The sequence below is a fragment of the Tractidigestivibacter montrealensis genome, from assembly GCF_024741235.1.
Lineage (GTDB): Bacteria > Actinomycetota > Coriobacteriia > Coriobacteriales > Atopobiaceae > Tractidigestivibacter > Tractidigestivibacter montrealensis.
In genome coordinates this window covers 198,688-224,965 of record NZ_JANSKA010000005.1, presented here as the reverse complement: position 1 = coordinate 224,965, position 26,278 = coordinate 198,688, and the positions used below count along the sequence as shown (strand labels likewise).

Annotated in this window: 24 protein-coding genes; 21 read left to right on the top strand and 3 right to left on the bottom strand. The window is 59.9% G+C overall.

What is annotated here, in order from left to right:
* The first annotated feature begins 1 nt into the window (after position 1).
* From NVS32_RS08615 to hflX, 14 genes are all read left to right on the top strand, one after another.
* A complete protein-coding gene (locus NVS32_RS08615) occupies positions 2-2,518 on the top strand; it encodes an FtsK/SpoIIIE family DNA translocase (protein WP_117651198.1) in 2,517 nt (838 codons plus the stop codon).
* A gap of 6 nt (positions 2,519-2,524) precedes the next feature.
* Positions 2,525-4,186, top strand: coding sequence for a helix-turn-helix domain-containing protein (locus tag NVS32_RS08610; RefSeq protein WP_117651199.1), 1,662 nt, complete (start codon positions 2,525-2,527; stop codon positions 4,184-4,186).
* Positions 4,187-4,271: 85 nt separating this feature from the next.
* A complete protein-coding gene (locus NVS32_RS08605; protein WP_032111738.1) occupies positions 4,272-4,769 on the top strand; it encodes a YajQ family cyclic di-GMP-binding protein in 498 nt (165 codons plus the stop codon).
* A 9-nt stretch (positions 4,770-4,778) separates the two neighbouring features.
* The gene (gene rimO / locus NVS32_RS08600) at positions 4,779-6,116 is read left to right on the top strand and encodes a 30S ribosomal protein S12 methylthiotransferase RimO (protein WP_117651201.1); all 1,338 of its coding nucleotides are present in this window, start codon (positions 4,779-4,781) and stop codon (positions 6,114-6,116) included.
* Positions 6,113-6,730: a CDP-diacylglycerol--glycerol-3-phosphate 3-phosphatidyltransferase gene (gene pgsA / locus NVS32_RS08595; protein ID WP_117651202.1), complete on the top strand. Its 618-nt coding sequence runs from the start codon at positions 6,113-6,115 to the stop codon at positions 6,728-6,730. Before rimO ends, pgsA begins: the two co-directional genes overlap by 4 nt.
* 2 nt (positions 6,731-6,732) lie before the next feature.
* Complete coding sequence (locus tag NVS32_RS08590) at positions 6,733-7,257, top strand: CinA family protein (RefSeq protein ID WP_258499440.1); 525 nt, start codon at positions 6,733-6,735, stop codon at positions 7,255-7,257.
* A 231-nt stretch (positions 7,258-7,488) separates the two neighbouring features.
* On the top strand, positions 7,489-8,592 hold the full coding sequence (gene recA / locus NVS32_RS08585; RefSeq protein ID WP_032111741.1) for a recombinase RecA: 1,104 nt from the start codon (positions 7,489-7,491) through the stop codon (positions 8,590-8,592).
* Entirely contained in the window at positions 8,589-9,299 is a 711-nt protein-coding gene (locus tag NVS32_RS11070; protein WP_147329149.1) for a regulatory protein RecX, read from the top strand. Before recA ends, NVS32_RS11070 begins: the two co-directional genes overlap by 4 nt.
* A gap of 336 nt (positions 9,300-9,635) precedes the next feature.
* On the top strand, positions 9,636-11,186 hold the full coding sequence (gene rny, locus NVS32_RS08575; protein WP_258499439.1) for a ribonuclease Y: 1,551 nt from the start codon (positions 9,636-9,638) through the stop codon (positions 11,184-11,186).
* Between the two features lie 69 nt (positions 11,187-11,255).
* Positions 11,256-12,299, top strand: a complete 1,044-nt coding sequence (locus NVS32_RS08570) for an ATP-binding protein (protein ID WP_117651554.1) — start codon at positions 11,256-11,258, stop codon at positions 12,297-12,299.
* Positions 12,300-12,444: 145 nt separating this feature from the next.
* Entirely contained in the window at positions 12,445-12,762 is a 318-nt protein-coding gene (locus NVS32_RS08565) for a stage V sporulation protein S (RefSeq protein WP_032111744.1), read from the top strand.
* A complete protein-coding gene (gene miaB, locus NVS32_RS08560; RefSeq protein ID WP_118100058.1) occupies positions 12,763-14,136 on the top strand; it encodes a tRNA (N6-isopentenyl adenosine(37)-C2)-methylthiotransferase MiaB in 1,374 nt (457 codons plus the stop codon).
* The gene (gene miaA / locus NVS32_RS08555) at positions 14,133-15,107 is read left to right on the top strand and encodes a tRNA (adenosine(37)-N6)-dimethylallyltransferase MiaA (protein ID WP_258499438.1); all 975 of its coding nucleotides are present in this window, start codon (positions 14,133-14,135) and stop codon (positions 15,105-15,107) included. The genes miaB and miaA overlap by 4 nt, the downstream gene beginning before the upstream one ends.
* A 2-nt stretch (positions 15,108-15,109) precedes the next feature.
* Positions 15,110-16,435, top strand: a complete 1,326-nt coding sequence (gene hflX, locus NVS32_RS08550; protein ID WP_258499437.1) for a GTPase HflX — start codon at positions 15,110-15,112, stop codon at positions 16,433-16,435.
* Between the two features lie 17 nt (positions 16,436-16,452).
* On the opposite strand, the gene NVS32_RS08545 is transcribed toward hflX, so the two are convergent.
* Entirely contained in the window at positions 16,453-17,241 is a 789-nt protein-coding gene (locus NVS32_RS08545; protein ID WP_258499436.1) for a heparan-alpha-glucosaminide N-acetyltransferase, read from the bottom strand.
* 2 nt (positions 17,242-17,243) lie between these two features.
* The gene (lexA, locus tag NVS32_RS08540) at positions 17,244-17,906 is read right to left on the bottom strand and encodes a transcriptional repressor LexA (RefSeq protein WP_258499435.1); all 663 of its coding nucleotides are present in this window, start codon (positions 17,904-17,906) and stop codon (positions 17,244-17,246) included.
* Between the two features lie 291 nt (positions 17,907-18,197).
* On the opposite strand from lexA, the gene NVS32_RS08535 reads away from it, so the two are divergent.
* The 7 genes from NVS32_RS08535 to NVS32_RS08505 all read left to right on the top strand — a co-directional run bounded on the left by NVS32_RS08535 (position 18,198) and on the right by NVS32_RS08505 (position 24,546).
* Positions 18,198-18,551: a LysM peptidoglycan-binding domain-containing protein gene (locus NVS32_RS08535; RefSeq protein ID WP_258499434.1), complete on the top strand. Its 354-nt coding sequence runs from the start codon at positions 18,198-18,200 to the stop codon at positions 18,549-18,551.
* Positions 18,552-18,701: 150 nt separating this feature from the next.
* Positions 18,702-19,151 carry a transcriptional regulator NrdR gene (gene nrdR / locus NVS32_RS08530; protein WP_258499433.1) on the top strand — a complete coding sequence of 150 codons (450 nt, stop codon included), beginning with the start codon at positions 18,702-18,704 and terminating at the stop codon, positions 19,149-19,151.
* The gene (gene dut, locus NVS32_RS08525; protein ID WP_258499432.1) at positions 19,148-19,594 is read left to right on the top strand and encodes a dUTP diphosphatase; all 447 of its coding nucleotides are present in this window, start codon (positions 19,148-19,150) and stop codon (positions 19,592-19,594) included. The genes nrdR and dut overlap by 4 nt, the downstream gene beginning before the upstream one ends.
* Before the next feature lie 88 nt (positions 19,595-19,682).
* Positions 19,683-20,996, top strand: a complete 1,314-nt coding sequence (locus NVS32_RS08520) for an NCS2 family permease (RefSeq protein ID WP_258499431.1) — start codon at positions 19,683-19,685, stop codon at positions 20,994-20,996.
* 182 nt (positions 20,997-21,178) lie between these two features.
* A complete protein-coding gene (locus NVS32_RS08515; RefSeq protein ID WP_258499430.1) occupies positions 21,179-22,492 on the top strand; it encodes a uracil-xanthine permease family protein in 1,314 nt (437 codons plus the stop codon).
* A gap of 219 nt (positions 22,493-22,711) precedes the next feature.
* Positions 22,712-23,668: an NAD(P)/FAD-dependent oxidoreductase gene (locus NVS32_RS08510; RefSeq protein ID WP_258499429.1), complete on the top strand. Its 957-nt coding sequence runs from the start codon at positions 22,712-22,714 to the stop codon at positions 23,666-23,668.
* Positions 23,669-23,865: 197 nt separating this feature from the next.
* Positions 23,866-24,546: a hypothetical protein gene (locus NVS32_RS08505; RefSeq protein ID WP_258499428.1), complete on the top strand. Its 681-nt coding sequence runs from the start codon at positions 23,866-23,868 to the stop codon at positions 24,544-24,546.
* Between the two features lie 46 nt (positions 24,547-24,592).
* Here NVS32_RS08505 and NVS32_RS08500 read toward each other — a convergent pair whose 3' ends face one another.
* Positions 24,593-26,206 (bottom strand): ClC family H(+)/Cl(-) exchange transporter, encoded by a 1,614-nt coding sequence (locus NVS32_RS08500; RefSeq protein ID WP_258499427.1) that lies wholly within the window; start codon positions 26,204-26,206, stop codon positions 24,593-24,595.
* Between the last annotated feature and the right edge of the window lie 72 nt (positions 26,207-26,278).

Below are 26,278 nucleotides of genomic sequence, written 5' to 3'. Positions count from 1 at the left end.
CATGCCCTCAAATCGCAGATCAAACGCAGCAGGCAAGGCAGCAAAGAAGGGGTCAAACTCGCGGGGTGCCGGCTCGCGCCAAGCGGCGCGTGGCCGGGGCTCGGCCGAGAAGGCCTCGCAGGGCCTCTCGTCAACGCAGAACGACATCTTCGGCGTGATTCTGGCAGTGGTGGCCGTCGCCATGTTCGTCTCGCTGGTTGCCCCATCCTCGGCTATCGTGACGAGTGCAGTTGGACACCTGCTCACGCAGGGCTTTGGCGCTGGCGCGATCCTCGTGCCCATAGCGCTCTTCATCTTTGCGTGCACATTCTTCATGGATGAGGACGGGCCAATCTCCGCGCATGTGGCGGGTGGCCTCGTGCTCATTGTGCTTGCCGTCCTCGCCCAGCTCTCGCTTAACCAGCCTGGCGTTGCCGAGAATCCCGCCGCTGCCCTTGCCGAGCCCGCGCTCGAGTCTGCCGGCGGATACGTGGGAGGGTTCGTTGCCTTCCTGCTCGTCCAGCTCGTGGGCGTGATTGTGGGCAACGTGGTCCTGGTGGGCGTCATCATTGCTGGTGCTGTGGTCTGCGGGTTCTCGATCTCCGGAGCTGTGTCAAAGATTCACCTGCGCGCGCAGGAGGCGTCCGAGAATCGCCGCATCGCTCGTGAAGAGCGCGCGGCCGAGCGTGACGCGGCTCGCGAGGCCGCCCTTCCCGTGGCGCAGGCTGCAGGCGCTGCCTCCGGCCGCACTCAGGGATCTCTCTTTGACGAGACCGGCGAGGGAGAGACATCGTTCATCGGCACGCGCAAGACGAGCGTCCTGCGACGCGGCCGTGCTAAGAAGGCGGATGCCGCTGTTGCCACCGCCGACGGGGGAGAGAAGGACGTCGGCGCCACAACGCTTCTCGATGCGGCGCCTACTACGCTGCTTGACAAGCCTGGGAAGGCGACAAAGACCTCCAAGGCACGGGCTTCTCGCAGCACCAAGGACAAGGAGGCAACTCCCGCGTTTCTCGCCGGCCACACCTCTGCAGTAAAGCCCGCACCTGCGCCCGCGCCGTCCAACAGCGAGGACGGTAAGGAGCTCCCACCCGCAGACATGCTCAAGGTGAATCCCAACTCCGGCGTGAGCGCCGAGTCGGACGAGGAGCTCTCCTCTGTTGCGGCTAAGCTCCAGGGCACGCTCGAGGAGTTTGGCCTCACTTCGCGCGTGGTCGGGTGGGTTGCCGGCCCCTCCGTCACCACTTTTAAGATCGAGATGGGCGAGGGCGAGCGCGTGAGCAAGATCACAAACCTCCAGGACGACATCGCGCTCTCGCTGGCCTCGCGCTCGGTGCGCATCTTTGCGCCCATTCCGGGCACCTCACTTGTGGGTATCGAGATTCCTAACAAGACAACGCAGCCTGTCTACCTGGGAGACGTCCTTCCCTACGTCAAGGGAGGTCCGCTCGAGGCGGCGTTTGGCCGCGATTCCGAGGGCAACCCCGTGGTGGTAGACATTGCCGGACTTCCGCACCTTCTGGTAGCGGGAACCACGGGCTCTGGTAAGTCTGTGCTGCTCAACAGTATTGTCATGACCATCCTCATGCGCTCCACGCCCGAGGAGGTCCGTCTCATCATGGTGGACCCCAAGCGCGTCGAGTTCACGTACTACGCCGGTTTGCCGCACCTCTACGTTCCCGTGGTGACCGAGCCCAACAAGGCTGCGAGCGCGCTGTCCTGGGGTGTCACCGAGATGGAGCGCCGTCTCAAGGTCTTCGAGCACTACAAAGTCCGCGACATCAAGTCCTACAACCGTGACGTCGATGGTGGCAAGTATGCCGTCATGGAGAACCCTCCCAAGCACATGCCGTACTTCGTCATTGTTATCGACGAGCTCTCTGACCTTATGATGGTCGCCGGCAAGGATGTCGAGGCCTCAATCGTGCGCATTGCCCAGCTGGGGCGCGCTGCTGGCATCCACCTCATCGTTGCCACGCAGCGCCCCTCGGCAGACGTTGTGACGGGCCTCATCAAGGCTAACATCGACAACCGCGTGGCACTCTCGGTCGATAACGGCATGAACTCTCGCATCATCCTCGACCAGACAGGCGCCGAGCGCCTTCTCGGCCATGGTGACATGCTCTACAAGCTCCGCGGCTCTCGTCCCAGGCGTGCCCAGGGTTGCTTTGTCTCGGAGGAGGAGGTCGAGCACGTGGTGGACTTCATCAAGGAGCACCACGACACCGACTATCACGACGACATCCTTACTGCCGTCTCGCCCGTCACCCCTGGTGGTCCGAGCGAGGCATCTGCTCCTGCTGATGACCCCCTTCTCTGGGAGGCAGCTGACATCGTTGTGAACTCTCAGCTGGGTTCTACCTCCAGCCTTCAGCGAGCCCTCTCGGTGGGGTACGCTAGGGCGGGAAGAATCATGGACATGCTCGAGAACAAGGGCGTCGTGGGGCCCGCCAACGGCTCGAAGCCGCGTGACGTCCTTCTCGACAAGGAGAGCCTCGAAGACCTCAAGGCCGCCGAGCAGGATTTTGAGGAGGTGTAGCCCGCCATGCCGTCGCGTCCGCGCTTCAGCGAGATGCTTCTCGACCGCCGTCGCCAGCTAGGCCTCACGGTGGGCCAGGCCTCGCAGGTCCTGAAGCTCAAGGAGCAGGTCCTCATTGCCTTTGAGGAGGGGGACTTCGATAACATCCCCCAGAGCGGCTACGCCCAGGGTATGCTTTCCTCATATGCGCGTTACCTGGGCCTCAATCCGCGCGAGATCGTGGACCTCTTCCAGGAGGAGCTCTACGAGCACGTGCACGGTACCTCCTCGCATGAGCTGCGCCGCCGCACGCGCGATACCCAGTCTGGCCGTGGCGTTCAGGGCTACGACGTCGTGAACGAGGCAGAGTCCCGCCCCAAGGCATACGTGCAGTACCGTGGGCTCCTTCCCACCTCCGGAGGACCTGCGGGTGACATGGGGGCTTTTGCCACCACCTCGGGTCCCAGGCCGCGCATCCCGTCCTCGGTTCCCCTTGCCGGGTCGAGCTACCCCACATCATCCCGGAGCCAGTCCCCCGCGTACTCGCATGCCGAGTATGTCTACGGAAGGCCGTACAACGCCACCTCGGAGCGCGACGAAGACCGCGAGCGCGAGAGGGACCGCTATGCCACACGGCAGCGTGGAAGATATGCGCAGCAGAGGCGTCGCGTTGACGACCCCGCAAACCGGCTCCTTCGCGAGGGGCAGAACGGCGTCGAGGAGCGACGCGAGACCGCCCGTGCCTATCGGCGTGACTCCTCTCGGGCCCAGCGTCTCTACGAGCGCGACAATGTGAGCACCAGGAGCGTCCGTGCCGGAGAGTATACCGATGACCTCCGCTACGACGATGGGGCCAGGCCCTATGACCGCGCGTCTACCATCTCGGGAAGGCGCTCGTCGAGAAACATCGCCAGCGTTGACAGGCCAAATGTGCGCCGCCGCTCTGAGGGGCAACGCGGCAGGATTCCCGGTAGTTCTCGCGGCCATGGTGGGCAGGACCGTCGCACCACGCTGCTCGTGATCTGCGCGCTTGCGCTGGCGCTCACGCTCATCCTGGTTTTCTCGATTCGCTCGTGCGTGAGCAGCAGGTCGACTACCTCACAGGAGTCGAAGACCACCGTGCCCGTAAGCACGACCTCCACGGACTCGTCCTCGAGCGACACGGGCTCGACCGATTCCTCGTCGACGCAGACAACAACGACTACCACGGATACCACTACGTCGACGGATGGCTCTTCTACCACCGACGCGTCTTCTTCCGACTCCTCGGCCTCCACCGAGACCGTGGTCACGGTTTCTGTTGCCAGTGGGGAGACCTCATGGCTCGAGATCACCAACGACGACACAAGCGAGGAGGCGAGTACGGTTACGGGGCCCTGGGAGCAGAGCTACACCGTGACCGACTCCATCACCATTCGCGCAGGCAATCCCGGCGTGGTCACCGTCACCGAGAACGGCACCCAGAAGAGCTTCGACTCTAGGGTCTCTGGCATCGGGTCCCTCACCATCCAGGGGACGCCAGCCACCACCGACGGAAGCTCGACGGATACCACGACGGGTACTACAACGGGGACCTCGAGCACCAGCACCACGGGCAGCTCGAGCACGTCTGGCTCGCAGACGTCGACTGGTAGCACCACGATGTCATCCACGTCGTCTGGTACTACCGGCACTACCAAGAGCAACTAGGTAAAGGGGCCTCGAACGGTCCCATGGTTGAGAAATGCCTTGGCGCGACCGGGAGGGACGCGCGGCGGGCAGGGGAGGATGACGCATGGCCAAGGATTCCAGCTTCGACGTGGTCTCTACCGTCGACATGCAGGAGGTCGACAACGCATACCAGCAGGCAACCCGAGAGATTGCCCAACGCTACGACCTCAAGGGCACCGGAGCGTCTCTTACCCTCGCCAAGGGCGAGGGTGTGTTCACGGTGGAGGCCCCGTCAGAGTTCGTCGCGGGTCAGGTTCGTGACATCCTCGGATCCAAGCTCGTTAAGCGCGGCGTTGACCTTACTGCCCTGCGCTGGGACAAGGTGCAGGCTGCCTCGGGCATGAGCGTGCGTCAGCAGGGGCACCTTGTCCAGGGCATCGACGCCGAGCTGGCCAAGAGGATTTCCAAGGATATCCGTGACTCTAAGCTCAAGGCAAAGGCTACCATCGAGGGCGACAAGCTTCGCGTAAGCTCTCCTTCCAAAGACGCGCTGCAGCAGGTCATCGCCCTGCTTCGCGGCAACGACTACGGCCAGCCCCTCCAGTACGTCAACTACCGATAAGGTCAACTTATGCCAAGCATTCTCTTCATCACCCGTGGGTGCGCCAAGAACGAGGTAGACACCGACCGCATGCGCGCCCTGCTCCTCGGCGCCGGCTACGACGAGACGGACGATCCCGATAAGGCCGACCTCGCGCTTATCAACACCTGCTCCTTTCTCGTCTCGGCCACGCAGGAGTCGCTCGATACCACCCTCGAGATTGCGCAGCAGGAGGAGGACGGGGGTCGCACCCTCCCCATCGTGATGTGCGGCTGCGTGCCGTCCCGCTACGGTGCCCCCCTTGCGGATGAGCTTCCGGAGGTTTCGGCCTTCGTGAACGCTGATGACGAGGATGGGATTGTTAGCGTTGTGGATGACGTGCTGGGCCTTGAGCGCGACGTTGCACCCGGCGTTCCCCAGGGCGTCCTGCGTACCGTGAACGGCGCGAGCGCGTATGTGAAGATCTCCGAGGGCTGCGACAGGTTCTGCGCGTTCTGCGCCATCCCGTACATTCGCGGGCGCTACCACTCCCGTGATGCCCGCGAGATCTGCGACGAGGTTCGCTCACTCATGGAGGGCGGCGTGCGCGAGGTCGTGCTCATTGGGCAAGACACCGGCATCTGGGGCTCAGACCTTGATGAGCCCCGGACCCTGGCTTCTCTCCTTCGCCAGGTCGCCGAGGTCGTGCATCCCTACGGTGGCTGGGTGCGCGTTCTCTACCTGCAGCCGGAGGGCATGACCGAGGAGCTCGTCTCCACAATTCGTGACGTCCCCGAGGTGCTGCCCTACATCGACATCCCCATCCAGCACTGCTCGGCTACCGTGCTCGAGCGCATGGGCCGCAAGGGGTCGGCAGAGGAGTTCTCCGCCCTCTTTGCGCACCTGCGCAAAGAGATTCCCGGCATGGTACTCCGCACGACGGCCATGGCTGGGTTCCCGGGCGAGACGGATGAGGAGGCGCAGGAGCTGCTTGACTTCCTTCAGGATGAGGAGTTCGACTACTGCTCCGTGTTTACCTACTCGCCCGAGGAGGGCACGCGTGGCGCTGCCATGCCCGACCAGGTGCCCGAAGAGGTCAAGCTCGAGCGTACGCAGCGCCTCATCGACCTTACGGAGCAGCTTGGCTTTGCGGCGGCCGAGAGGCACGTTGGCGAGCGCGTGCGCGTCATCATCGACGGCGTTGAGGAGGGCCCCGACGGCGCGGAGTTCATTGGCCACGCGTGGTTCCAGGCACCCGATTCCGATGGTGTTGTTCACATAGAGAGCGGGGATCTTGCCGTTGGTGACGTTGTGACCTGCAATCTTGTCGACTCCTTCACCTATGACCTCGTGGGCGAGCTTGTCGATGACGAGGAGGGCACCCGATGAGCCCAGCTGCGTCCAAGGGCGGTGGCGGCACGACGTCTTCCATTTGGACTCCTGCCAACGTTGTTACCTGCGTCCGCGTGGTGGCCGTGCCTCTGTGGCTCCTTGTTGCTGAGTTCTCTCCCGCGGCTGGCACGGGCTCTGCGTGGTCTCTCGGCGTTTTTCTCTTCTTTGTGGTGCTCTCTCTCACAGATAAGCTCGACGGTTATCTTGCGCGGAGCAGGAACGAGGTCACAACATTTGGTAAGTTCCTGGACCCCATCGCTGACAAGCTCGTTGTGGTGGTTGCCCTGTGCTTCCTCCTCGAGCGCGGTGAGGTATCCTCATGGGTGCTTCTCGTGATTGTCGCGCGCGAGTTCCTTGTGTCGGGCCTTCGCATGGTCGTGGCGTCGGCTGGCACTGTGATCGCGGCATCGCCTCTGGGCAAGGGTAAGACGGCTGTCACGATGGTTGCCATCTCAGCTTTGCTTCTGGCCATGGCGCTTCCCGCGGGCAGCGTCTCGGGCGGGTTCGAGCTCTTGGGACAGGTCCTCATGGTCGTTGCCGTGGTGCTCACGGCTTGGTCGGGCATCGATTACTTCGTGAAGTCATGGTCCTACATCGTTGGGAAGCGATAGGCTTGGTTCCTTCAATCATCTTTGATGGCGAGACGCTTGACCTCTGCGAGGCACTCGTTGCTGCGTGCAGGGCGTTGAGCGTGACGGTTGGTACTGCAGAGTCTTGCACGGGAGGCCTGGTGGCGTCGGCCGTCACGGCGATTCCGGGATCTTCTGAGGCCATACGTGGTGGCGTCGTGAGCTATGCCATTCCGGTCAAGCATGAGGTACTGGGCGTCTCGAACAGCATTCTCGACGCCCCGGGTGTGGGAGCGGTTTCGAGCGAGTGTGCCGCTGCCATGGCCAAGGGGGCTAGAAGGGTTCTGGGGTGCGATGTCGCCGTTTCGGTTACGGGAATTGCGGGTCCCGGTGGTGAAGAGCCAGGTAAGCCCGTGGGCACGGTATGGATGGGGCTTGCAACCCCGAACTCAACCAGCACTTTCCCCAACCTCTTCGAGGGAGATCGCTCCGAGGTGCGTGCTCGCGCCGTGAAGCGTGCCGTTGAACTTCTCGTGCATGGCGTCAGGGAGACAGCCGAGAAGAACTAAGTTTTTTCTCGTTCTCGCCACGGGTTTTTGTTGAGCGCGGCCTCGTTTGCGAGGCCGCGTTTGTGCAGGTGAGGAACTATGCGTGACAGAATCGTGACGGCGCTGTGCCAGCTGGATGCACGCCCGGCGTCAAATTGTTGCAAGGCCTCCCGTGTACGCTGTGCGCAGCGATGTTGACTACGAACGGGTGTTCGTATATCATCGACGGCAGCCAACAGATGAGGAGCAAGCATGGCCAAGAGCAAGGGAACGGTCAAAGAGGTCAACCACCCCGAGACAACTGAAGAGCGTGACAAGGCGCTCGAGGTCACCACCCAAGAGATAGAGAAGAAGTTTGGCAAGGGCGCCATCATGCGCTACGGCGATGACAGCGCCAGCTTGGAGGTCGAGGCTATCCCCACAGGCTCTCTGGCGCTCGATGCGGCCCTGGGAATCGGTGGCGTGCCTCGTGGGCGCATCGTTGAGATTTACGGCCCCGAATCATCGGGCAAGACCACGCTCTCGCTGGAGATTCTGGCAGAGGCTCAAGCCATGGGCGGGGTCGTTGCCTTTATCGATGCCGAGCACGCGCTCGATCCTGGCTATGCGGCCCGCATCGGCGTGGATATTGACGAGGTGCTCATCTCCCAGCCAGATACGGGCGAGCAAGCGCTTGAGATCTGCGACATGCTGGTGCGCTCTGGTGCCATCGACGTTGTGGTCATCGACTCCGTAGCGGCCCTTGTCCCGCGCGCTGAGATTGAGGGGGAGATTGGCGACACTACGGTAGGCCTCCAGGCGCGCCTTATGAGCCAGGCCCTTCGCAAGCTCGCTGGATCGCTCTCCAAGTCAAACACCACCTGCATCTTCATCAACCAGTTGCGCGAGAAGATCGGCGTCATGTTTGGTAACCCCGAGACCACGCCCGGTGGCCGCGCGCTCAAGTTCTTCTCGTCCGTGCGCATGGACATCAGGCGCGTGGACAGCATCAAGGTCAATGGCGAGGTCGTTGGCAACCGTGTGAGGGTCAAGGTCGTCAAGAACAAGGTAGCTCCGCCGTTCAAGTCTGCTGAGTTCGACATCATGTACGGCACGGGCATTTCCAAGGAGGGCTCGGTGCTCGACATGGCGGTCGAGTACCAGATTGTCGACAAGTCCGGATCCTGGTTCACATACGAGGGCGAGCGGCTTGGCCAGGGCCGTGAGGCGGCCAAGGCCTTCTTGGCTTCCAACCCAGATCTCATGGAGGAGATTGATCACAAGGTTCGCGTTGCTTGTGGCCTCGTGCTTGGCGACGAGCGCGTTGGCGAGCCTGTCGAGGGCGCAGACCCCAACGCCGAGGGCACTGAGAAGTGACGCGTGCCGTAAAGGGCGAGTGGCCCAAGACGGATCTTGACTGGGAGATTCGCCTGCCCCAACGCGCTTCTCGCGGGTTGGGGCAGGCGGCTCCTCGGGCCGAGGTCGTGATAAGGACACCCCAGCGTGGCGAGGAGCACATTCGTGTGCCACTTGCAGTTGCCCGCTCTCTTGACTCTAAGGCCAGGGGCAAGGAGCTTCTACCATCCTCACGGGCAGAGCTCATGTTTGCGATGGGGGAGGTCTCTCGCAAGTGCGCCATGGAGCGCGTCGCTGCGCTCATCGACCGCAGGGACTACTCCGAGGATGAGCTCGCTTCGCGACTCGCGAGGGATGGCTATGCATCCCAAACGGTCGAGAGCACGGTCCGGAGGTCGGTCGAGTGCGGGCTGGTCGATAACTCCCGCTTTGCGGATACCTTTATTCGCTCCAAGCTCTCGCAGGGATGGGGCAGGGTCCGTATCGAGCGCGAGCTCTCTCGCCGTGGCATCGAGGCGAGTGACGTTCCTGGCTGGCCGGAGCTCTATCTCTCGGAGGAGTCTGAGGAGGAGACTGCCTACGAGCTCGCTTCGCGTCGCCGTATCACGGGCAAGAACGATTACGAGAAGATAGTCCGCTTTCTTTCCTCAAGGGGTTACCCGTTGGGGCTTGCCACACGTACGGCTCGTCGCGTGCTCGATGAGTCCAAAGAGGAAGACGAATCCTAACGCGTGTCGCGTCCTTGAGGTGGGCTCGACCTTGTACGTATGGCCCTGGCGCCACCCTCTTACCACGCCCGTATATTCCGTGAAGCGTGGCTTGTTTGGGCGCAGACGGTACCCTAACAGTTTGACAGGTATCAAATGCGAACATATGATTGAAAGGCCTGAGAGCGTATCTTCCGCTGGTTTACCAGCTGTGCATTGTATTTGTTTCACCGCGTCAGCATCATGGAACGTCATGTTTTTGGCATCTGCGGCCGGATACCCCGATGGCGGGTTCCCTAGCGCTATGCGCTTGGGTCTCCTGAACAATCTCGTGAACTTGTCACCTGAGGAGCGGCCATGGAAATCATCATAGGAATCATCTGTCTAGCGGTGGGAGCTGGGTTGGCGTACTTCTTCCTTGCTGGGAAGAGCAACTCTAAGCTCAAGTCTGCCAACGAACAAATCGAAAGCGCGCGCGGCGAGGCGGAACGCATCACGTCTGAGGCGCGTCGCCAGGCTGACACGGCTAAGAAGGAGGCCGTGCTCGAGGCCAAGGAGGAGATTCTGCAGCTCAAGCAGAACTCCGAGGCCGAGGAGAAGAAGCGTAAGGGCGAGCTGCAGTCCATGGAGGGTCGCATCATGCAGCGCGAGGAGTCCCTCGACCGCCGCAATGATGCCCTTGACAAGCGTGAGCGTCAGCTCTCTGGCCTCCAGAGCCAGCTGGACCGCCGCAAGAACGACCTTGACGCCCTCGAAGGAAAGCAGACCACCGAGCTCGAGCGCATCGCAGGCCTCTCTAAGGACGAGGCGCATGATGAGCTCATCGCCCGTGTTCGCGCCGAGAGCGTACGCGACGAGGCCCAGATTCTGCGCGAGTCCGAGCAGAACGTGCGCGCAAAGGCGGATAAGACCGCCCGCGAGATCATCTCAACTGCTATTCAGCGCTGTGCCGCAGACCAGGCCGGCGAAATCACGGTTACCACCGTCCACATCCCGTCCGACGACCTCAAGGGCCGCATCATCGGTCGAGAAGGTAGGAACATCCGCACGTTCGAGCAGGTCTCCGGTGTCTCCCTCGTCATTGATGACACGCCCGAGACCGTTGTCCTCTCCAGCTTTGACCCCGTCCGTCGCGAGACTGCGCGTGTGGCGCTCGAGAACCTCATCGCTGACGGTCGCATTCACCCCGCCCGCATCGAGGAGCTCTACAAGAAGGCCGAGGACCTGGTCAACGGGCGCGTTCGCGAGGCCGGTGAGCAGGCGGCTTTCGACGCGGGCATTCATGATCTCCACCCAGAGATCGTTAAGACCCTCGGTGCCCTCAAGTACCGCACCTCCTTCGGCCAGAACGTCCTCTCTCACTCCATACAGGTTTCCGCGCTCTGCGGAATCATGGCCTCCGAGCTGGGCTTGGATCCTGCTCCCGCCAAGCGTGCCGGCCTTCTCCACGACATTGGCAAGGCTATCGACCACGAGGTCGAGGGCCCGCATGCCGTCATTGGCGCCGACCTCGCCCGTCGCTACGGCGAGCGCTCCGAGATCGTGCACGCCATCGAGGCACACCATGCCGACGTCGATCCGGACACTGTCCTCGACGTCCTCGTGCAGGCGGCCGATGCCATCTCTGCCGCCCGTCCTGGTGCCCGTCGTGAGTCTGCAGAGACCTACATCAAGCGCCTTGAGAAGCTCGAGGAGATCTCTAACGCCCATGAGGGAGTCGAGCGCACCTACGCCATGCAGGCTGGTCGCGAGCTCCATGTGATGGTCGAGCCCGAGAAGATCTCCGATGCGCAGGCTACCGTCCTCGCCCATGACATTGCCAAGCAGATCGAGGACGAGATGGAGTATCCCGGCCAGGTCCGCGTGGTGGTCATCCGCGAGTCTCGCGCGGTCGACGTCGCTAAGTAAGCGAGGGTCGTCACTGTGGCAGAGGAGCAGGCCCCCAGCGCGGCTGGTCTGGCTGATTTCGTTGCCCGCATGGGCGGGGAGCGTTCGCTTCGCGTGGAGGAGAACCTTGGCGAGGGCTATGTCCGCCTCCGCGTTGCGGAGGCGGAGCGTCGCCAAGCCAAGCACGACATTCGTTGTGTCGAGGATATGGTCATTGAGCTTCTCCGCAACTCCCGCGACGCTGGGGCAAAGCGCATTTACCTTGCCACCTCACGTGAGGGAGACCTGCGCACCACGACTATCCTGGACGATGGCTCCGGCGTACCCCAGGATATGCAGGAGCGCATCTTCGAGGCGCGCGTGACCTCCAAGCTCGAGAGCATCCACGTGGACAGGTGGGGCGTCCACGGGCGAGGCATGGCGCTCTACTCGGTGAGGGAGAACGCCGAGTCTGCGCGTGTGGCGTCCTCGGCCCCCGGGAAGGGCACCTCCATCACGGTTGTCACTAATGCAACCAAGCTCGCCGAGCGTACTGACCAGTCAACCTGGCCTTCGCTCGGCGAGGGTGAGGACGGCAAGCGCACCTGCGCCCGTGGCCCTCACAACATCGTTCGCACTTGCTGCGAGTTCGCCCTCGAGGAGTACGGGACCTGTGAGGTGTACGTGGGCTCGCCGGCAGAGATTGCGGCAACCGCCCGCGCTCGCATTACCCCTTCGGTGGATGGCTCTGACCTGCTTTTCATCGACGACCTATCTGCGCTTCCGGTTTTGGAGCGTCTTCGTGCTGCCGCAGACGCTAGGGAGCTTCTCTCGGTCTGCAAGGGGCTTGGTCTTGAGATGAGCGAGCGCACTGCTCATCGCGTGGTGTCGGGACAGATTCGACCCCTAAAGAGCGTCGCTTCCCGCATGCTCCGCAAAGCTGATGCCCCAACCGCTCCAAAGCCTGTCGACCTCTATCGGGATAGGCGGGGCCTCAAGCTTTCCAAGCCAGATGCCGAGGAGTTCTCACGGGTCCTTGCCAAGGACTTCTCGTTCATCGAGGACCGCTACTACGTGTCGCTTGTGCATGACCCCAAGGTGAGGGTCGGCAAGGGTCGCATCACCGTGACCTTTGACCTGGAGGATGCGGACTAGCCAGCTTTGTCATTTGCCACTGTACGAAACACTTCACGTTTGCATTAGCTAGCTGGGACATTACAATCGTTCATATATGCACTTCCACCAAGGACGACTAATCGCACCATACTGACAACCACTGCACCATTGGAGCATCAGCAGCATGGATTTTCTGAAGGTCTCGAGCAAGTCATCCCCGGCGTCCGTCGCCGGGGCCATAGCCGGCATGGTAAAGGACGGGGTTCCCGTCAACATGCAGTGCGTTGGAGCGGGTGCGGTCAACCAGGCCGTCAAGGCGCTTGCCATCGCGCGCGGCTTCCTCATTCCAACGGGAGTCGATATCTCCTGCGCCCCCACGTTCTCTGATATCGACATTGCGGGAGAAAAGCGCACGGCCATTCGCTTTGCCGTCTACGTCCATAGGCTCACTCCCCAGAGTACCTCGGCTGACGCTATGGACAACGGGAGCGTGGTCGCGTAAATGGCTTCCCCTGACACCCAGGCCCTTGTCGGCAAGACCTACCACATCAAGACCTTTGGCTGCCAGATGAACATGCATGACTCCGAGAGGGTCTCAGGCCTTCTCGACTCGTGCGGCTGCATCGAGGTTGCAAGCCCCGACGATGCCGATATCGTCGTCTACATGACCTGCTGCGTTCGCGAGAATGCTGACCAGCGCCTCTATGGCCAGGCATCTGCCATGGTCTCGGCTCCCACGCCACCCTCAGGGAGGCGCATCGTGGCCGTGGGCGGCTGCATTGCGCAGCGCGACGGCGAGCGCCTCCGCGCGCACATCCCCAACGTCGACGTGGTCTTTGGCACAAGCGCCCTGGCGAGCCTCCCGAGGCTCCTTTCCGAGGCATTTGGCGAGCAGCCAGGTGCCATAGAGGTGGACACGGAGGAGCCAGGCACAGGATTTTCGACCGACCTGCCCAGCCATCGTGCCGAGCGCTACCACGCGTGGGTGCCCATCATGAGCGGCTGCAACAACTTCTGTACCTACTGCATCGTTCCGTACGTCCGCGGGCGTGAGCGCAGCCGTACTATCGAGAGCGTAGTCGCCGAGTGCCGCCTGCTCGTTGCCGATGGCGTGCGCGAGATTTGCCTCCTTGGGCAGAACGTCAACTCCTACGGGAGGAACATCTACGGAGAGCCTCACTTTGCCGAGCTCCTGCGTGCGGTGGGTGAGACGGGCATCGAGCGCATCCGCTTCACCTCGAGTAACCCCAAGGATCTCTCCGACGAGACCATCGCCGCTATGGCTGAGGTCCCAGCCGTGATGCCTCATCTCCACCTGGCGGTGCAGTCGGGCTCCACGCGCGTGCTCAAGGCAATGAACCGCAGCTACACGAGGGACGAGTATCTGGCGCTTGTGGGGCGTCTCCGCGCCGCTATCCCCAACATCGCGCTCTCCACCGACATTATTGTCGGCTTCCCCGGCGAGACCGAAGAGGATTTCCAGGACACGCTCTCGCTTGTGCGCGAGGCAGGTTTCTCCTCCGCCTTCACGTTCATCTACTCCCCGCGGCCTGGTACCCCTGCCGCGAAGATGGTTGACAACACGCCCCATGACGTCATCCAGGATCGCTTTGACCGCCTTGCGGAGCAGGTCGCACAACAGGCCCACGACGCCAACCAGGAGGACCTGGGGCAGCTCGTTGGTGTCCTGGTCGAGGGGCCGTCTAAGCGAGACGATTCTGTCATGGTTGGCCACAGCGAGAAGAACCGCACTGTCCATTTCCCGCTCCCCGCGGGGATGAGCCCGCAGGATGCGGTGGGCAAGATTGCGCGCGTTCGCGTCAAGGAGGCACGTACCTGGTATCTTCGGGGGACTGTCGAGGGCGACCTCTCGTGAGCGAACCTGCTGCTTCCGGGCGCGTGATCTGCATCGTTGGCCCCACAGCCTCTGGCAAGAGCGCGCTTTCCGAGCTCGTTGCCGAGGGGCTCGGGTCTTCCGTTGTATCTGTTGACGCCATGCAGGTCTATCGTGGCATGGATGTGGGAACTGCAAAGACGCCTCCGGCCGAGAGGCATGTGCCCCTCCTCATGGTCGACGTGGCCAACGTTGACGAGGACTACTCGGTCCAGCGCTTCCAGAATGATGCCCGCTCTTGCGTGGACGAGCTTCTTCGGCGCGACCATATCCCAGTACTCTGCGGGGGCACGGGTCTCTACCTTGATGCGGTCATCGACGAGATGGACTTCCCGTCTGGCGAGATGGGCGATGACCGTCGCATGGCATACGAGCGCATTGCTGCCGAACAGGGCCCCGAGGTGCTCCATGACCTTCTCGCCAAGCGCGACCCACGGAGTGCTGCGCTCATACATCCCAACAACGTGCGGAGATGTGTTCGCGCTCTCGAGATGCTTGACGACGGAGTGAGTTATGCCCAGAACCATGAGGGGCTCAAGCGTCATGTTCCGCACTACGCTGCGCGCATCTGGGCCATCTCCATGCCCCGTGAGCTACTCTACGAGCGCATTGACTGGCGTGTCGACAGGATGTTCGAGGACGGTCTTGTGGAGGAGGTTCGCAGGCTGAGGGAGCGCGGCCTTGACCGTGCACACACTGCGGGACAGGCGATTGGCTATAAAGAGGTGCTTGCTGCCCTTGCGGGGGAGTGCACTCTGGACGAGGCAAGGGACGAAGTCAAGCGCCGAACGCGACACTATGCCAAGCGACAGCTCTCTTGGCTCAAGAGGGATGGGCGCGCCCGCTGGATTGACGTAGGTGACATGGGCACGGGCCAAGCCTGCGAGCTCATCATTAGCGATGCGCTTGAGCAGGCCGAGCCTTTCGGCATCATTCGTGAGGGGACAAGGTAGCCATGGCACGCTTTGAGCCCAAATCGACCGCCCCCGTGCGCGAGAGGGCAATTCTCGTTGGCGTTGACTTTGGTAAAAACGCTGAATGGACGCTTGACGAGTCAATGGGGGAGCTCGCCCGTCTTGCGGAGACGGACGGCGCCGATGTGGTGCTCACGCTTACGCAAAGGCTCGAAGCGCCGGTCCCCCGCACCTTCATTGGCATGGGCAAAGTCGAAGAGCTTGTCTCCTACGTGCACAACCTCGATGCTGACGTAGTGATATTTGATGACGAGCTCACGCCGTCTCAGCAGTCTAACCTCGAGAAGATTGTGGGGGAGCCGGTTAAGATCATCGACCGAACCGCGCTTATCCTCGACATATTTGGCGTGCACGCAACCACGCGAGAGGGGCGTCTCCAGGTTCAGCTTGCGCAGCTCCAGTACGTTTTGCCCAGATTGCGTGGCATGTGGAGCCACCTGGTGGGCGAGCAGACGCGCGGTGGCATTGGTTCGAGATTTGGCCAGGGCGAGAGCCAGCTCGAAGTAGACAGGCGCCTTGTGCGCAAGCGAATCTCGACACTCCGCGACGAGCTTGCTCGCCTCGAGACCAGACGGGAGGTGCAGTCCAAGGCCCGCTGGGACTCTGGCGTCTATCGAGTGGCGCTTGCCGGCTACACCAACGCGGGAAAGTCAACGCTCCTCAATGCCCTCACGGGGTCTGACGTGTACGTGCGCGACGAGCTATTTGCCACTCTCGATCCTACAACACGGTCTATCGAGCTCGAGGAGGGCCGTAAGGTCACCCTCACCGATACCGTTGGCTTCATTCAGAAGCTGCCTACCACATTGGTGGAGGCCTTTAAATCCACGCTGGCAGAGGTTAGGGCTGCTGATCTTGTCCTACTTGTGGCTGACGCGTCTGACCCCGGTGTAGAGCGGCAGATTCGTGCGGTTCTGACAGTTCTTGATGAGATAGGGGCTCTTCAGATTCCCTCGGTGCTCGTCCTCAATAAGTGCGACCTCATTTCTGCCGAGGAACTTTCGAATCTGCAGGCAAGGCATCCTGATGCCGAGATCATCTCCGCCCGTGAGGGCACTGGTCTCGCGGGGCTGCTCTATCGTGTGGCGCGGGAGGCCTCACGCGGTGATGCCACGGTCACCGTCTTGGTGCCGTTCTCCAAAGGCATTCTCATGAAGATGGTCCACGAGCGCTGTCAGGTTCTCCGTGAGGTCTATACAGAGCAGGGCCTGCTTGCCACCGTGAGTGCCTCCGAGAGAATGCGTTCGACTTTGGCCCCCTACGTGGTTCCAGATGACACGCTTGGTGAAGAGAGAGCTCCCCTCTGAGGACTACGCATATATCCCTACGCCACTCCAGTGAGCAGGAGCAGAATGGGCTGGTGCACCACATAAACAAAGAGCGCATGGCGACCAACAAAGTTTAGGGGTGCAAACTTGGTACGGATTGCCCAATTGGGATACCCGCGTTCCTTGAACCAAGCGCCCATTGAAGTTCCCACAAGGTACATGAGAACAAAGGGAACAAGGGGATAGTAGTCTCCAGAAGAGAATCCCGGTCCTGGAATTCCCAACCATGCAAGACCCGGAATTCTGTAGATGGCTTGGGGGAGAGCAACCGAGAAGGAACCAATCCCAATCGTACCTGAGGGTATCCCCAGCGCTAGCAGGAAACAGATGAGAAGAACGGTCGCCGCAATTGGTCCCTTGGGATGACACTTGGCCTTACCGAGGGCCCAGGCCACCAACGTGCATGCAGACATGCAGTAGATGATGCCAAACGATATCGGGGTATCGACTGCAGCAAGAACCGTGACGACATAGATGGCAAGGGCAACGGCAGCGTATGAGAGCCCTCGCTTGAGATTGTTTCTCGAGAGAGCGCACATGCATCCCGCTATGAACAGAAATGTCCACGAGATACTTGCTCTCCAGATATCTTGCAGGGGAGGGGCAAACCAGGGCAGGCTGACACCCGCAAGAAACCTCAGGTCATAGCAGAGATGAAAGAACACCATCGAGATGACGGAGAATCCCCTTACCGCGTCGAAGATGCCAATTCTGTTGTTATGAGCAACGTTGCTCTCTGCTGTGGCCGAGCCTTGGGTGCTGTTGGCGCAGGATTGATCCGTCATGGCTAGGAAAGGCTGCGGATGAGTGCGGTGACGCGGCCAAGAATGACTGGATTATCAGCGTAGATGGGACTCATGTGATCGTTCTCTGGCTGGAGACGAATGCGGTCTTTCTCGCGATAGAAGGTCTTGACCGTTGCGGAGTCATCAATGAGCGCAACGACGATTTCTCCGTCGTGAGCGTCATGCTGCTCTTTCACCACGATGTAGTCGCCATCGAATATCCCGGCGTTGATCATTGACTCGCCCCGAACACGAAGGATAAATGAACTGGAGTCACCCACGATGCTCGTGGGGAGGGTGAGTGTCTCCTCGACGTTCTGCTCGGCGAGAATGGGGACACCTGCAGCCACGCGGCCTACGAGGGGCAGGGTGATTGAGTTCTTGTCGACATCCTCCTGCACGGCGACAAGCTTCTCCTGGGCACTACCGTCCTCCGAAACCTGCTTGTCGGGGACCACTTCAATCGTGCGGGGCTTCTTGGGGTCTCTGCTGATGAGCCCCATCTCCTCAAGCACCTTTAGGTGCATGTGGACCGTCGAGGGCGAGGCAAGCCCCACTGCGGCACCTATCTCCCTTACCGAGGGAGGATAGCCGTGCTCATCAGTGTACGAGCAGATGAAGTCATAGATGGCCCTCTGGCGCTTGCTGAGCTTTCCCTTTGACATGGCGTCTCCTCTCGTTGGGTCAATAGTACCCTTGCCCTCGAAACTTTGCAAACAAATGTTCGAATGAGTCTTGACACGAACAAATGTACGTTGATACTAGAGTACAGATGTTCGGTCCCTCGCGCAAGACTCTAATTTCTGTCCCGTGCGGCAGCTATAACGGTTCCCGATAAGCACACAAGAGGGGAGCACACAATGACTTACGCTAATCGCATGTATGGCACCGAGGGTTCTTCGGCTCTCGTCCCTTCCTATTCTTCGCTCACGCTTCTTGAGGGAGGAGCGGAGAAGATGAATTCCAGGGTTGCTCGGCGAGGCCACGGAAAAGAGCAGCAGCCTCAGGTAACTTCTCGCTTGGACATCGTTACCGTGATAGTCTGCACGCTCCTAGTTGCCGCGGGGCTCTTTGGGGCACTCCTTGCGAGCAACGCATCCATTGAGGCTCGTGTGAACTCGGCCCTTTCTTCCCTTCCGGCTCAAGAGGTTGTGGTTGAGTCCGGCGATTCCGTCTGGGGGCTTGCCTCTCAGCATCAGGTGGATGGTTACAGTACGGCGGAGCTTGCGCAGTGGATAACCGCGAAGAACTCTCTTACCACATCCAACCTCCAGCCTGGGCAGATCCTTCTTGTCCCTGCGTCACGCTAGCAGGACAAGCCCCTTCGTCTTGCTTCGCGATGGCGGCATCAAGTGGCTCATATCATTGGCTCCATTTCCAGTTTGAATTTATAGGCGTCTTTGTGATGGTATTTTGGACGCTTTGTGTTAAGTTCCTAATGGAGTCCTTTAGGAGGTTTGATGCGCTGTCCAAAATGCGGGTGCGAGGAGTCCAAGGTTGTCGACTCCAGGCCATCGGAGAGCAACGACGCCATTCGCCGTCGACGTGAGTGCGTCAAATGCGGCTATCGGTTCACGACGTACGAGCGTCGCGAGGAGATGCCCCTCCTTGTGGTTAAGAAAGACGGTCGCAAAGAGACGTTTGATCGTCAGAAGCTCATGCGTGGACTGCTGGCGGCCACCGTTAAGCGTAGCGTGCCTGTCGAGGCACTTGACGGCCTCATCGATGACATAGAGTCAGAGCTGCGGGATGAAGGCATGAACGAGGTCTCTTCCCATGACCTTGGAAGCATGGTGCTCAAGCGGTTGGTTAACGTCGACAAGGTTGCCTACATACGCTTTGCCTCGGTTTATAGGGACTTCAAGGACGTTGATGAGTTCAGCGAGGAGCTGAGGAGTCTCAACAAATGATAGAAACCAAGCTCACACTTCCCATCAAGCGGCTTGACCCAACAGTTGAGCTCCCAACCTATGCGTATGAGGGTGATGCCGGTCTCGATTTGCGCTCCAACGAGGACGCTACGCTCGCACCTTTTGAGCGCAGGCTCGTTGGTACTGGTCTCGCCATTGCCATCCCCGAGGGATATGCGGGATTTGTTCAGCCCAGAAGCGGTCTTGCTCTGCGTGAGGGGCTGTCCATGGCTAATACGCCTGGTCTCATAGACGCTCATTATCGGGGCGAGCTCAAGGTTTGCGCTATCAATCTCGACCCATCCAGGAGCATTCACATCGAGCGTGGTGAGAGGATTGCGCAGCTCGTAATTAAACGAGTCCCTGTGGTCTCCCTTCAGGAGGTAGACGAGCTCGATGAGACCGATCGTGGTGCCGGCGGTTTTGGCTCAAGCGGAGTCTAGCTTCACCTCGCTATTTGCTTTGTTGCTGCTGCATGCATATTGCAGCTTGTGACATAGGCCTTGCTGTTCGGGAAGAAAGGATGGGCAAGTGGAGAAGTATTTCAAGATGGGGGAGAGAGGGTCATCCACGGGGCAGGAGCTTCGAGCTGGACTTACTACCTTCCTCGCCATGGCCTACATCATCGCCGTAAACCCCTCGCTGCTCGTTGCGGCTGGCGTTCCTATGAACGCTGCGGTCACCTCGACCTGCGTTGGCGCCGGCATTATGACCATCTTCATGGGCCTCTTTTCCAACAGGCCCCTTGCCTGCGCCTCTGGCATGGGCATCAATGCCGTGGTCGCGTTTACCCTTGCCGCACTTAATGGAGCGGACTGGCAAGTCTCCATGGCGGTCATCTTCGTTGAGGGCTGCGCGATTCTCATCCTGGTTCTCTGTGGCCTCCGCGAGGCAATCATGGATGCCATCCCCGTCTCGCTGCGTCACGCCATCTCCGTTGGCCTTGGCCTTTTCATTGCGATGATTGGCCTAGCTGACGGCGGCATCATTGTTGCCAACGAGTCCACCATGGTTTCGTTTGGTGACGTCACAAGCCCCACGTTTCTTGTTGGCCTTATCTCTATTGTCGCTACGGTCATTCTCTACTCGATGAATGTCAAGGGTTCCATACTCATTGGCATCGTCATTGCTGTTCTTTGCGGCATTCCCCTTGGCGTCACGCAGATGCCCTCGGGTGTTGTCTCTGCCCTTGACTTCTCGTCCTTTGGCGCTCCCTTCATGGCGGACTCCACGGGTACCGTAGCCGTTGTCAAGGTCCTCACCACGCCAATACTTCTTGTGTTTGCGTTCTCCCTCATGATGTCTGACTTCTTTGACACCATGGGTACTGCTATGGCCGTTGCAAAGCAGGGCGAGTTCCTGAATGAGGACGGAACTGTCGAGAACATCCGCGAGATCCTTATTGCAGACTCTGCGGCCGCTGCCGTTGGCGGCCTTGTGGGTGCCTCCTCCATTACGACCTTCGTAGAGTCTGCTTCTGGCGCTGCCGACGGTGGCCGCACGGGCCTTTCCTCTGTCTTCACCGGCATCCTCTTCATAATCGCGGCATTCTTCGCGCCAGTCATTTCGATCGTAAGCAGTGCCGCCACCTGTGGAGCCCTGGTCATAGTGGGATTCCTCATGATGACTGATGTGGTCGACATCGACTGGACTAACCTCCTGGAAGGCTTCCCTGCTTTCATGGTCATCGCGGGCATCCCCTTTACGTACTCGATTTCCAACGGCATTGGCATGGGCTTTATCGCCTACGTCATCGTTGCGCTGGTAACCGGTAACATTAAGAAGATTAAGCCTCTCATGTGGGTTGCTACCGCAGCCTTTGTCGTCTATTTCCTGCTTTCCTAGGCTTGTCGCCAAGGGCAGCACAGTGTATGGACGCTAGGCAATGAAACCTACTGGGGACCCGAAGGCATTTCTTCGGGTCCCCAATTCAAAGCCAGTCGTAAGTTCGCCAACAAGCCTTGAAGCGTCCGGCCGATTCTTCGCCAGACTATCGAGGTGTCAAGAGAAGGAGCGTGGTCTATCGCATGCAAAGACATGAACGAGAGATAATCGGCGTCGATGACAGGGTTTCTGTATCGCGCGCCATTCCGCTGGGCATCCAGCATATGATGAGCATGTTTGGCTCTACCGTCCTTGTTCCTGTCCTCACAGGCCTCGACCCAAACGTGGCCATCATGTGCTCGGGTATCGGAACTATTTGCTATCTCCTAGTCACAAGGAACAAGATTCCCAGCTACCTCGGTAGCTCGTTTGCCTTTATCAGCCCCATCGTGATTATCGGCGCCACACGTGGCCTCAATGCGGCACTTTCCGGTGTCGTTGTTGCTGGCCTCGTGTTCCTAGCCGTTGCGGGAATCATCAAGCTTGTGGGTACGGGATGGCTCGACCGGCTGTTGCCACCAGTCCTCGTTGCCTCTGTTATGGTCGTCATTGGCGTCGGCCTCTCTGCGACAGCTGCCAAGATGGCCTTCCAGACAACGGCCGCAGACGGGACAAGCGTGTTCTATGGGCTTGGTGCCGCCATTGCCGCAATCACCTTGTTCGCGGCAGTCATCTTCTCGAGCATGGGCGGCCTGATCGGTACCGTTCCTGTGCTTCTCGCAATCATTCTTGGCTACATTGTCTCTTTGGCCTGCGGGCTCGTCGACTTTCAGCCAGTTATTGACGCCGCCTGGATAGGGCTTCCCACGTTTCAGCATCCCGTGTGGGACTGGGGCGCCATCGCGCTCATTGGGCCTGTCGCGCTTGTCGTGGTGATTGAGCACATCGGTCACCTCCTGGCGGTTGGCGAGATTGTTGGCAAGGACTATCGCCCCATGCTTCCGCGCTCTCTTGCCGGCGACGGCATCTCGACGGTGATCTCGGGCTTCCTTGGAGGGCCTCCTACCACTACGTATGCCGAGAATATCGGCGTCATGAGCGTCACCCGTGTCTACTCTACGCAGGTCTTCTGGTACGCAGCGGGTTTCGCGCTGATTGTTGGTGGCTTCTGCCCCAAGCTTTCTGCGCTCATCCGCTCCATTCCGTCTCCTGTCATGGGCGGTGTGAGCCTCCTGCTTTTTGGTCTCATCGCTTCTAACGGCCTTAGGATGTTCGTTACCAACAAGGTTGACTTTGGCGTCAACCGCAACCTGATGATTGCCTCCGTGGTCATCATCCTGGGGGTTGGCATGGAGACATCCGGAATCTCGATTCCTATTGGGCAGTATGCACTGCCTGGTATGGCCACCTCAACGCTGGTGGGCATCATCATGAACCTCGTGCTGCCCATGCCACCTGAGGAGAAGGCCGCAGAACCAGAGTCAGCCCAGGGGAGTTCTACTGCTTCACAGGACTAGACACAATTTAGACTAGACACAATTAAATAGCGCATCGTGTCGCTTGAGCTGGCACGTATCCCCACGGACTCTGTGCGAGATTCCCGTGGGGATACGCATATGTAAGCGAGATAGTCGTATATGATATCCGTCAGGTTGGGTATAGCAGGGGAGAGCAAAGGACTACTGTTGGCCAGGGGAGTCTTATACGCTCCGCACGCCTTGCCGGATTGGATACACATGGAAAGCACTAACAAGCAGGTTAAAGACCTTATCATCGTTGGAGGCGGTCCCGCCGGACTTACGGCATCAATCTATGCCCAGCGGTCGCTCCTGGATGCGGTTACCCTAGAGCAGGAGGCCTTTGGCGGCCAGACCATCTTGACTAGCGAGATTGACAACTATCCGGGGCTCCCGCACACAGATGGCTATACGCTCTCGGAGGCCATGCGTTCCCAGGCAACGGACCTTGGGGCCGAGGTGCGCATGGAACAGGTCACAAGCATCGCGCACGATGACAAGAGCGGGCTATTCACGCTTGCCACACCAGATGGTGAGCTTCTCGCCAAGTCCGTCATTCTCGCTGGTGGAGCCACGCCACGTCGCGCTGGCTTTAAAGGTGAGGAAAAGTTCGCCTCTCATGGCGTATCGTACTGTGCTACTTGCGACGGCATGTTCTACCGGGGCAAGCGCGTCTACGTTGTGGGTGGCGGGAACTCCGCTGCCGAGGAGGCCCTGTTTCTCACACGCTTTGCAAACGAGGTTATTTTGATTGTTCGCAAGGATCACCTGCGTGCCCAGGCTGCCGTTGCTCGCGAACTTGAAGAGAATGAGAAGGTGACCGTAAGGTACCTTACGAGTATTGTGTCGTTGGAAGGCGGGGAGCTTCCCAGCACCATCACCTTCAGAAACAACGAGACAGGCGAAACAACGGTCGAGACCTATGACGAGGGGTCTTTTGGTGTGTTCGTGTTCGTGGGTCGTGTTCCCGCGAGCAAGCTTGTCGAAGGCCTTGCCGAGCTTGACCCTGCCGGCTACGTGAAGACAGACGGGCGAATGGCGACAAGGACTCAGGGGCTCTTTGCCGCAGGAGACGTTCGCAGGACTCCGCTGCGCCAGATTGTGACCGCCGCAGCTGATGGTGCTATTGCGGCAAACAGTGCGGCCGCGTACCTTGGCAGGCCTGTGGAGGGCTAATCACCGATGACCCTTTGGGTCTGAATGCTTGTCTGTGGCGCGTCCCACGTGGCATTGAAGCCGCTTGGGACGCGCCGCGCATGACATTGGACTCCCCTGCATCTAACCGCGATAATATATCTTATGTAAAGTAGCGAGAATACTCCGAATGTGCAACACTTACAGCTAATGTCCCCCACTTAGAAGGAGGCTGGAGCATGGTTGCAAAGCAGAGACGTTCAATAGTGCTTATGCTTGCAATTGGGTTTTGCTGCATCGCTGGCGCTATCATTGCTCTGCTCGCAGTCTCCAAGAGACCTTCTAACGCTTCGAACAATGCTCACCTAGACTATGTCACCGGAACCGTCGTCTCTGTAGAGCCTGCGGAACATGCTTTGTCTATCCATCCTGAAGCTATGGGTAGTGACGCGCCTTTCTCAGAGGATCCTATTCGCTTTGTTTTTCGGAACAACGATGAGCTCTACGACTCTGACCTTGGCCATAGGATAACCATAGGCTACTTCCACAACTCAGTTGGTGTAGAAGGTGCGCGAGATGGATACTGCTTCGAGGTTAAAGACTTGGACTCTCCATCTGCGCGCGACCCAATGCTCGCCAACGCGAGGGACCTGTCTTCGTCGGCCGTGTATTCCTGCGAAGGAACCATTGACTCGCTTGATGCCGAGGATGGCGTGGTAACGCTGCTAGTTGACTCTACTTCGTCCAACGCGCAAGATCTTGGGCTTGTGGCTGGCTCCATGTGCTCGTTTGACCTTTCGGCGTGGACCATGCGCGAATACCTCGCTGACTATAGCGTTGGCGACTCAATCGGCGTTTGGTTCTCGGAGCTCACTACAGATGACGGTACGTACAGGGCTTGGTGTGCCCAGCCCATATAGAGCTCTCCCCTCTCATAAAATAACGTCGAAATTGGTCAAATATCCCTTACCGTGTATTTGACGGCGTCCACTGCGTGTCGATGCTTGCGCGTGTCATCTGTTGAAGCTTGAGACTTGCGTCGCTCTCCGTATCGGTATCCATGATGACGAGCAGACTGTCCAACGCCATGATTCGCGTGCTTCCGGTGGGGACAATCTCTTGCCCGGCGCGTTCGACTGTCACCACGCGTACGTTGTCTGGCCAGGGAATGTCTTTGATGAGCATGTTCTCGATGCGTGCACCTGTGCCTACCGCGTAGGTATGCAGGATTTTCTCGCCAGCCTCGCCATTAACCATGGGGTCGTCGGGCGTCACTCCCAGAAGCTTGGCGAGCAGATGTTCGTAGAACGGGTCGACACGCAGGACGTTTGCCGTGACGTATGCAAGAATTGCGACTATGGAGACGGAGAGCAGCGAGTCAAGAGAGCCCGTAAGCTCAAAGACGAGCACCACGGCAGTCACAGGAGCCCTCACGACTCCAGAGAAGCAGCCTGCCACTCCCAGTGCCACAAAGTTCACGACATAGGCTTGAGGAAGCCCCAGGCCGTTGATGGCGATGACGCCAAAGAGGCCGCCGACGAGAGACCCCATGGCTACCAACGGAAAGAGCGTGCCCCCTGGTGCCCCAGATGCGAAGCAGATGGTCGTGAAGAGGTACTTGCCAAGGAGAAGCCCCATAATGGCCCACCAGGTGAGGCCACCTGTCTGCTGGATGGTCTCTACTATGGCATCGCCGCCACACATGAGCTGGGGAAACGTGAAAGCAACTAATCCGGCAAGAGCAAACGGGATAGCAAGGCGCGCATACGGTAGGTGACGCTGAATCTTGTCGTAGCAGCGCTGGGCAAAGAACATGCCGCTGTTGTGGAGGGCACCAAGGATGCCGCAGGCAATGCCAAGAACCACGACGAGCGCGTAGTCGACGTGAGGTAGGTCGGCCGCAAAGGAGAGGCTGAGAACCGGTCGCACTCCCAGCACCTGTGAGACGAGAAAATCCGAGACAACCGAGGCTGTCATGACCGAGACAATGAGCGCGGCGCCAAACTGCTTGTGAATCTCCTCGACTGCAAAGAGGACGCCCGTGAGCGGCGCATGGAACGCCGCGGACATGCCGGCGGCTGCCCCGCAGGTAACAAGCAGCCGCTCCTCTCCCCTCCCACGCTTGAGAGCTCGGGCGACCGCCTTGCCAGACATCCCTCCAAGCTGGACGGATGGTCCCTCTCGTCCAAGGGATAGGCCGGCAAAGGCGCATAGCGTACCCTCGGCGAACTTCGCCGCAATGACACGATGCCAGGGCATGTCAATGCGTCCAATTACCTCGGCATCTACTTGGGGGATGCCGCTCCCCTGCGTGTAGGGCTCCCACAGCAGAAGCTTCGAGACCACCAGGAGCAGTACGGCGAGAATGGCAAACCAAGCGGCGACGAGGATTGCGTGACCGGCGAAAGCGCCCGTAATGGCGCGCAGACCCTTCTCGGCAAGGGACAGGGCAAGGCGATAGAGTGTCACAACACCGCCGCCGAGAAGACCGGCAAGAGCACCCTCCCCTACCAGGTTGACCTGAAACCTCCGAGAGAGCCGACGCCCCACCGAGAGCTTGCGCACCGCGCGCTCAGTCATGCACAAACCACCACTCTCCATGCAATTATTCCAAAGTAAGCATCAATCAGCTTACTCCAATGCCCGAGATGC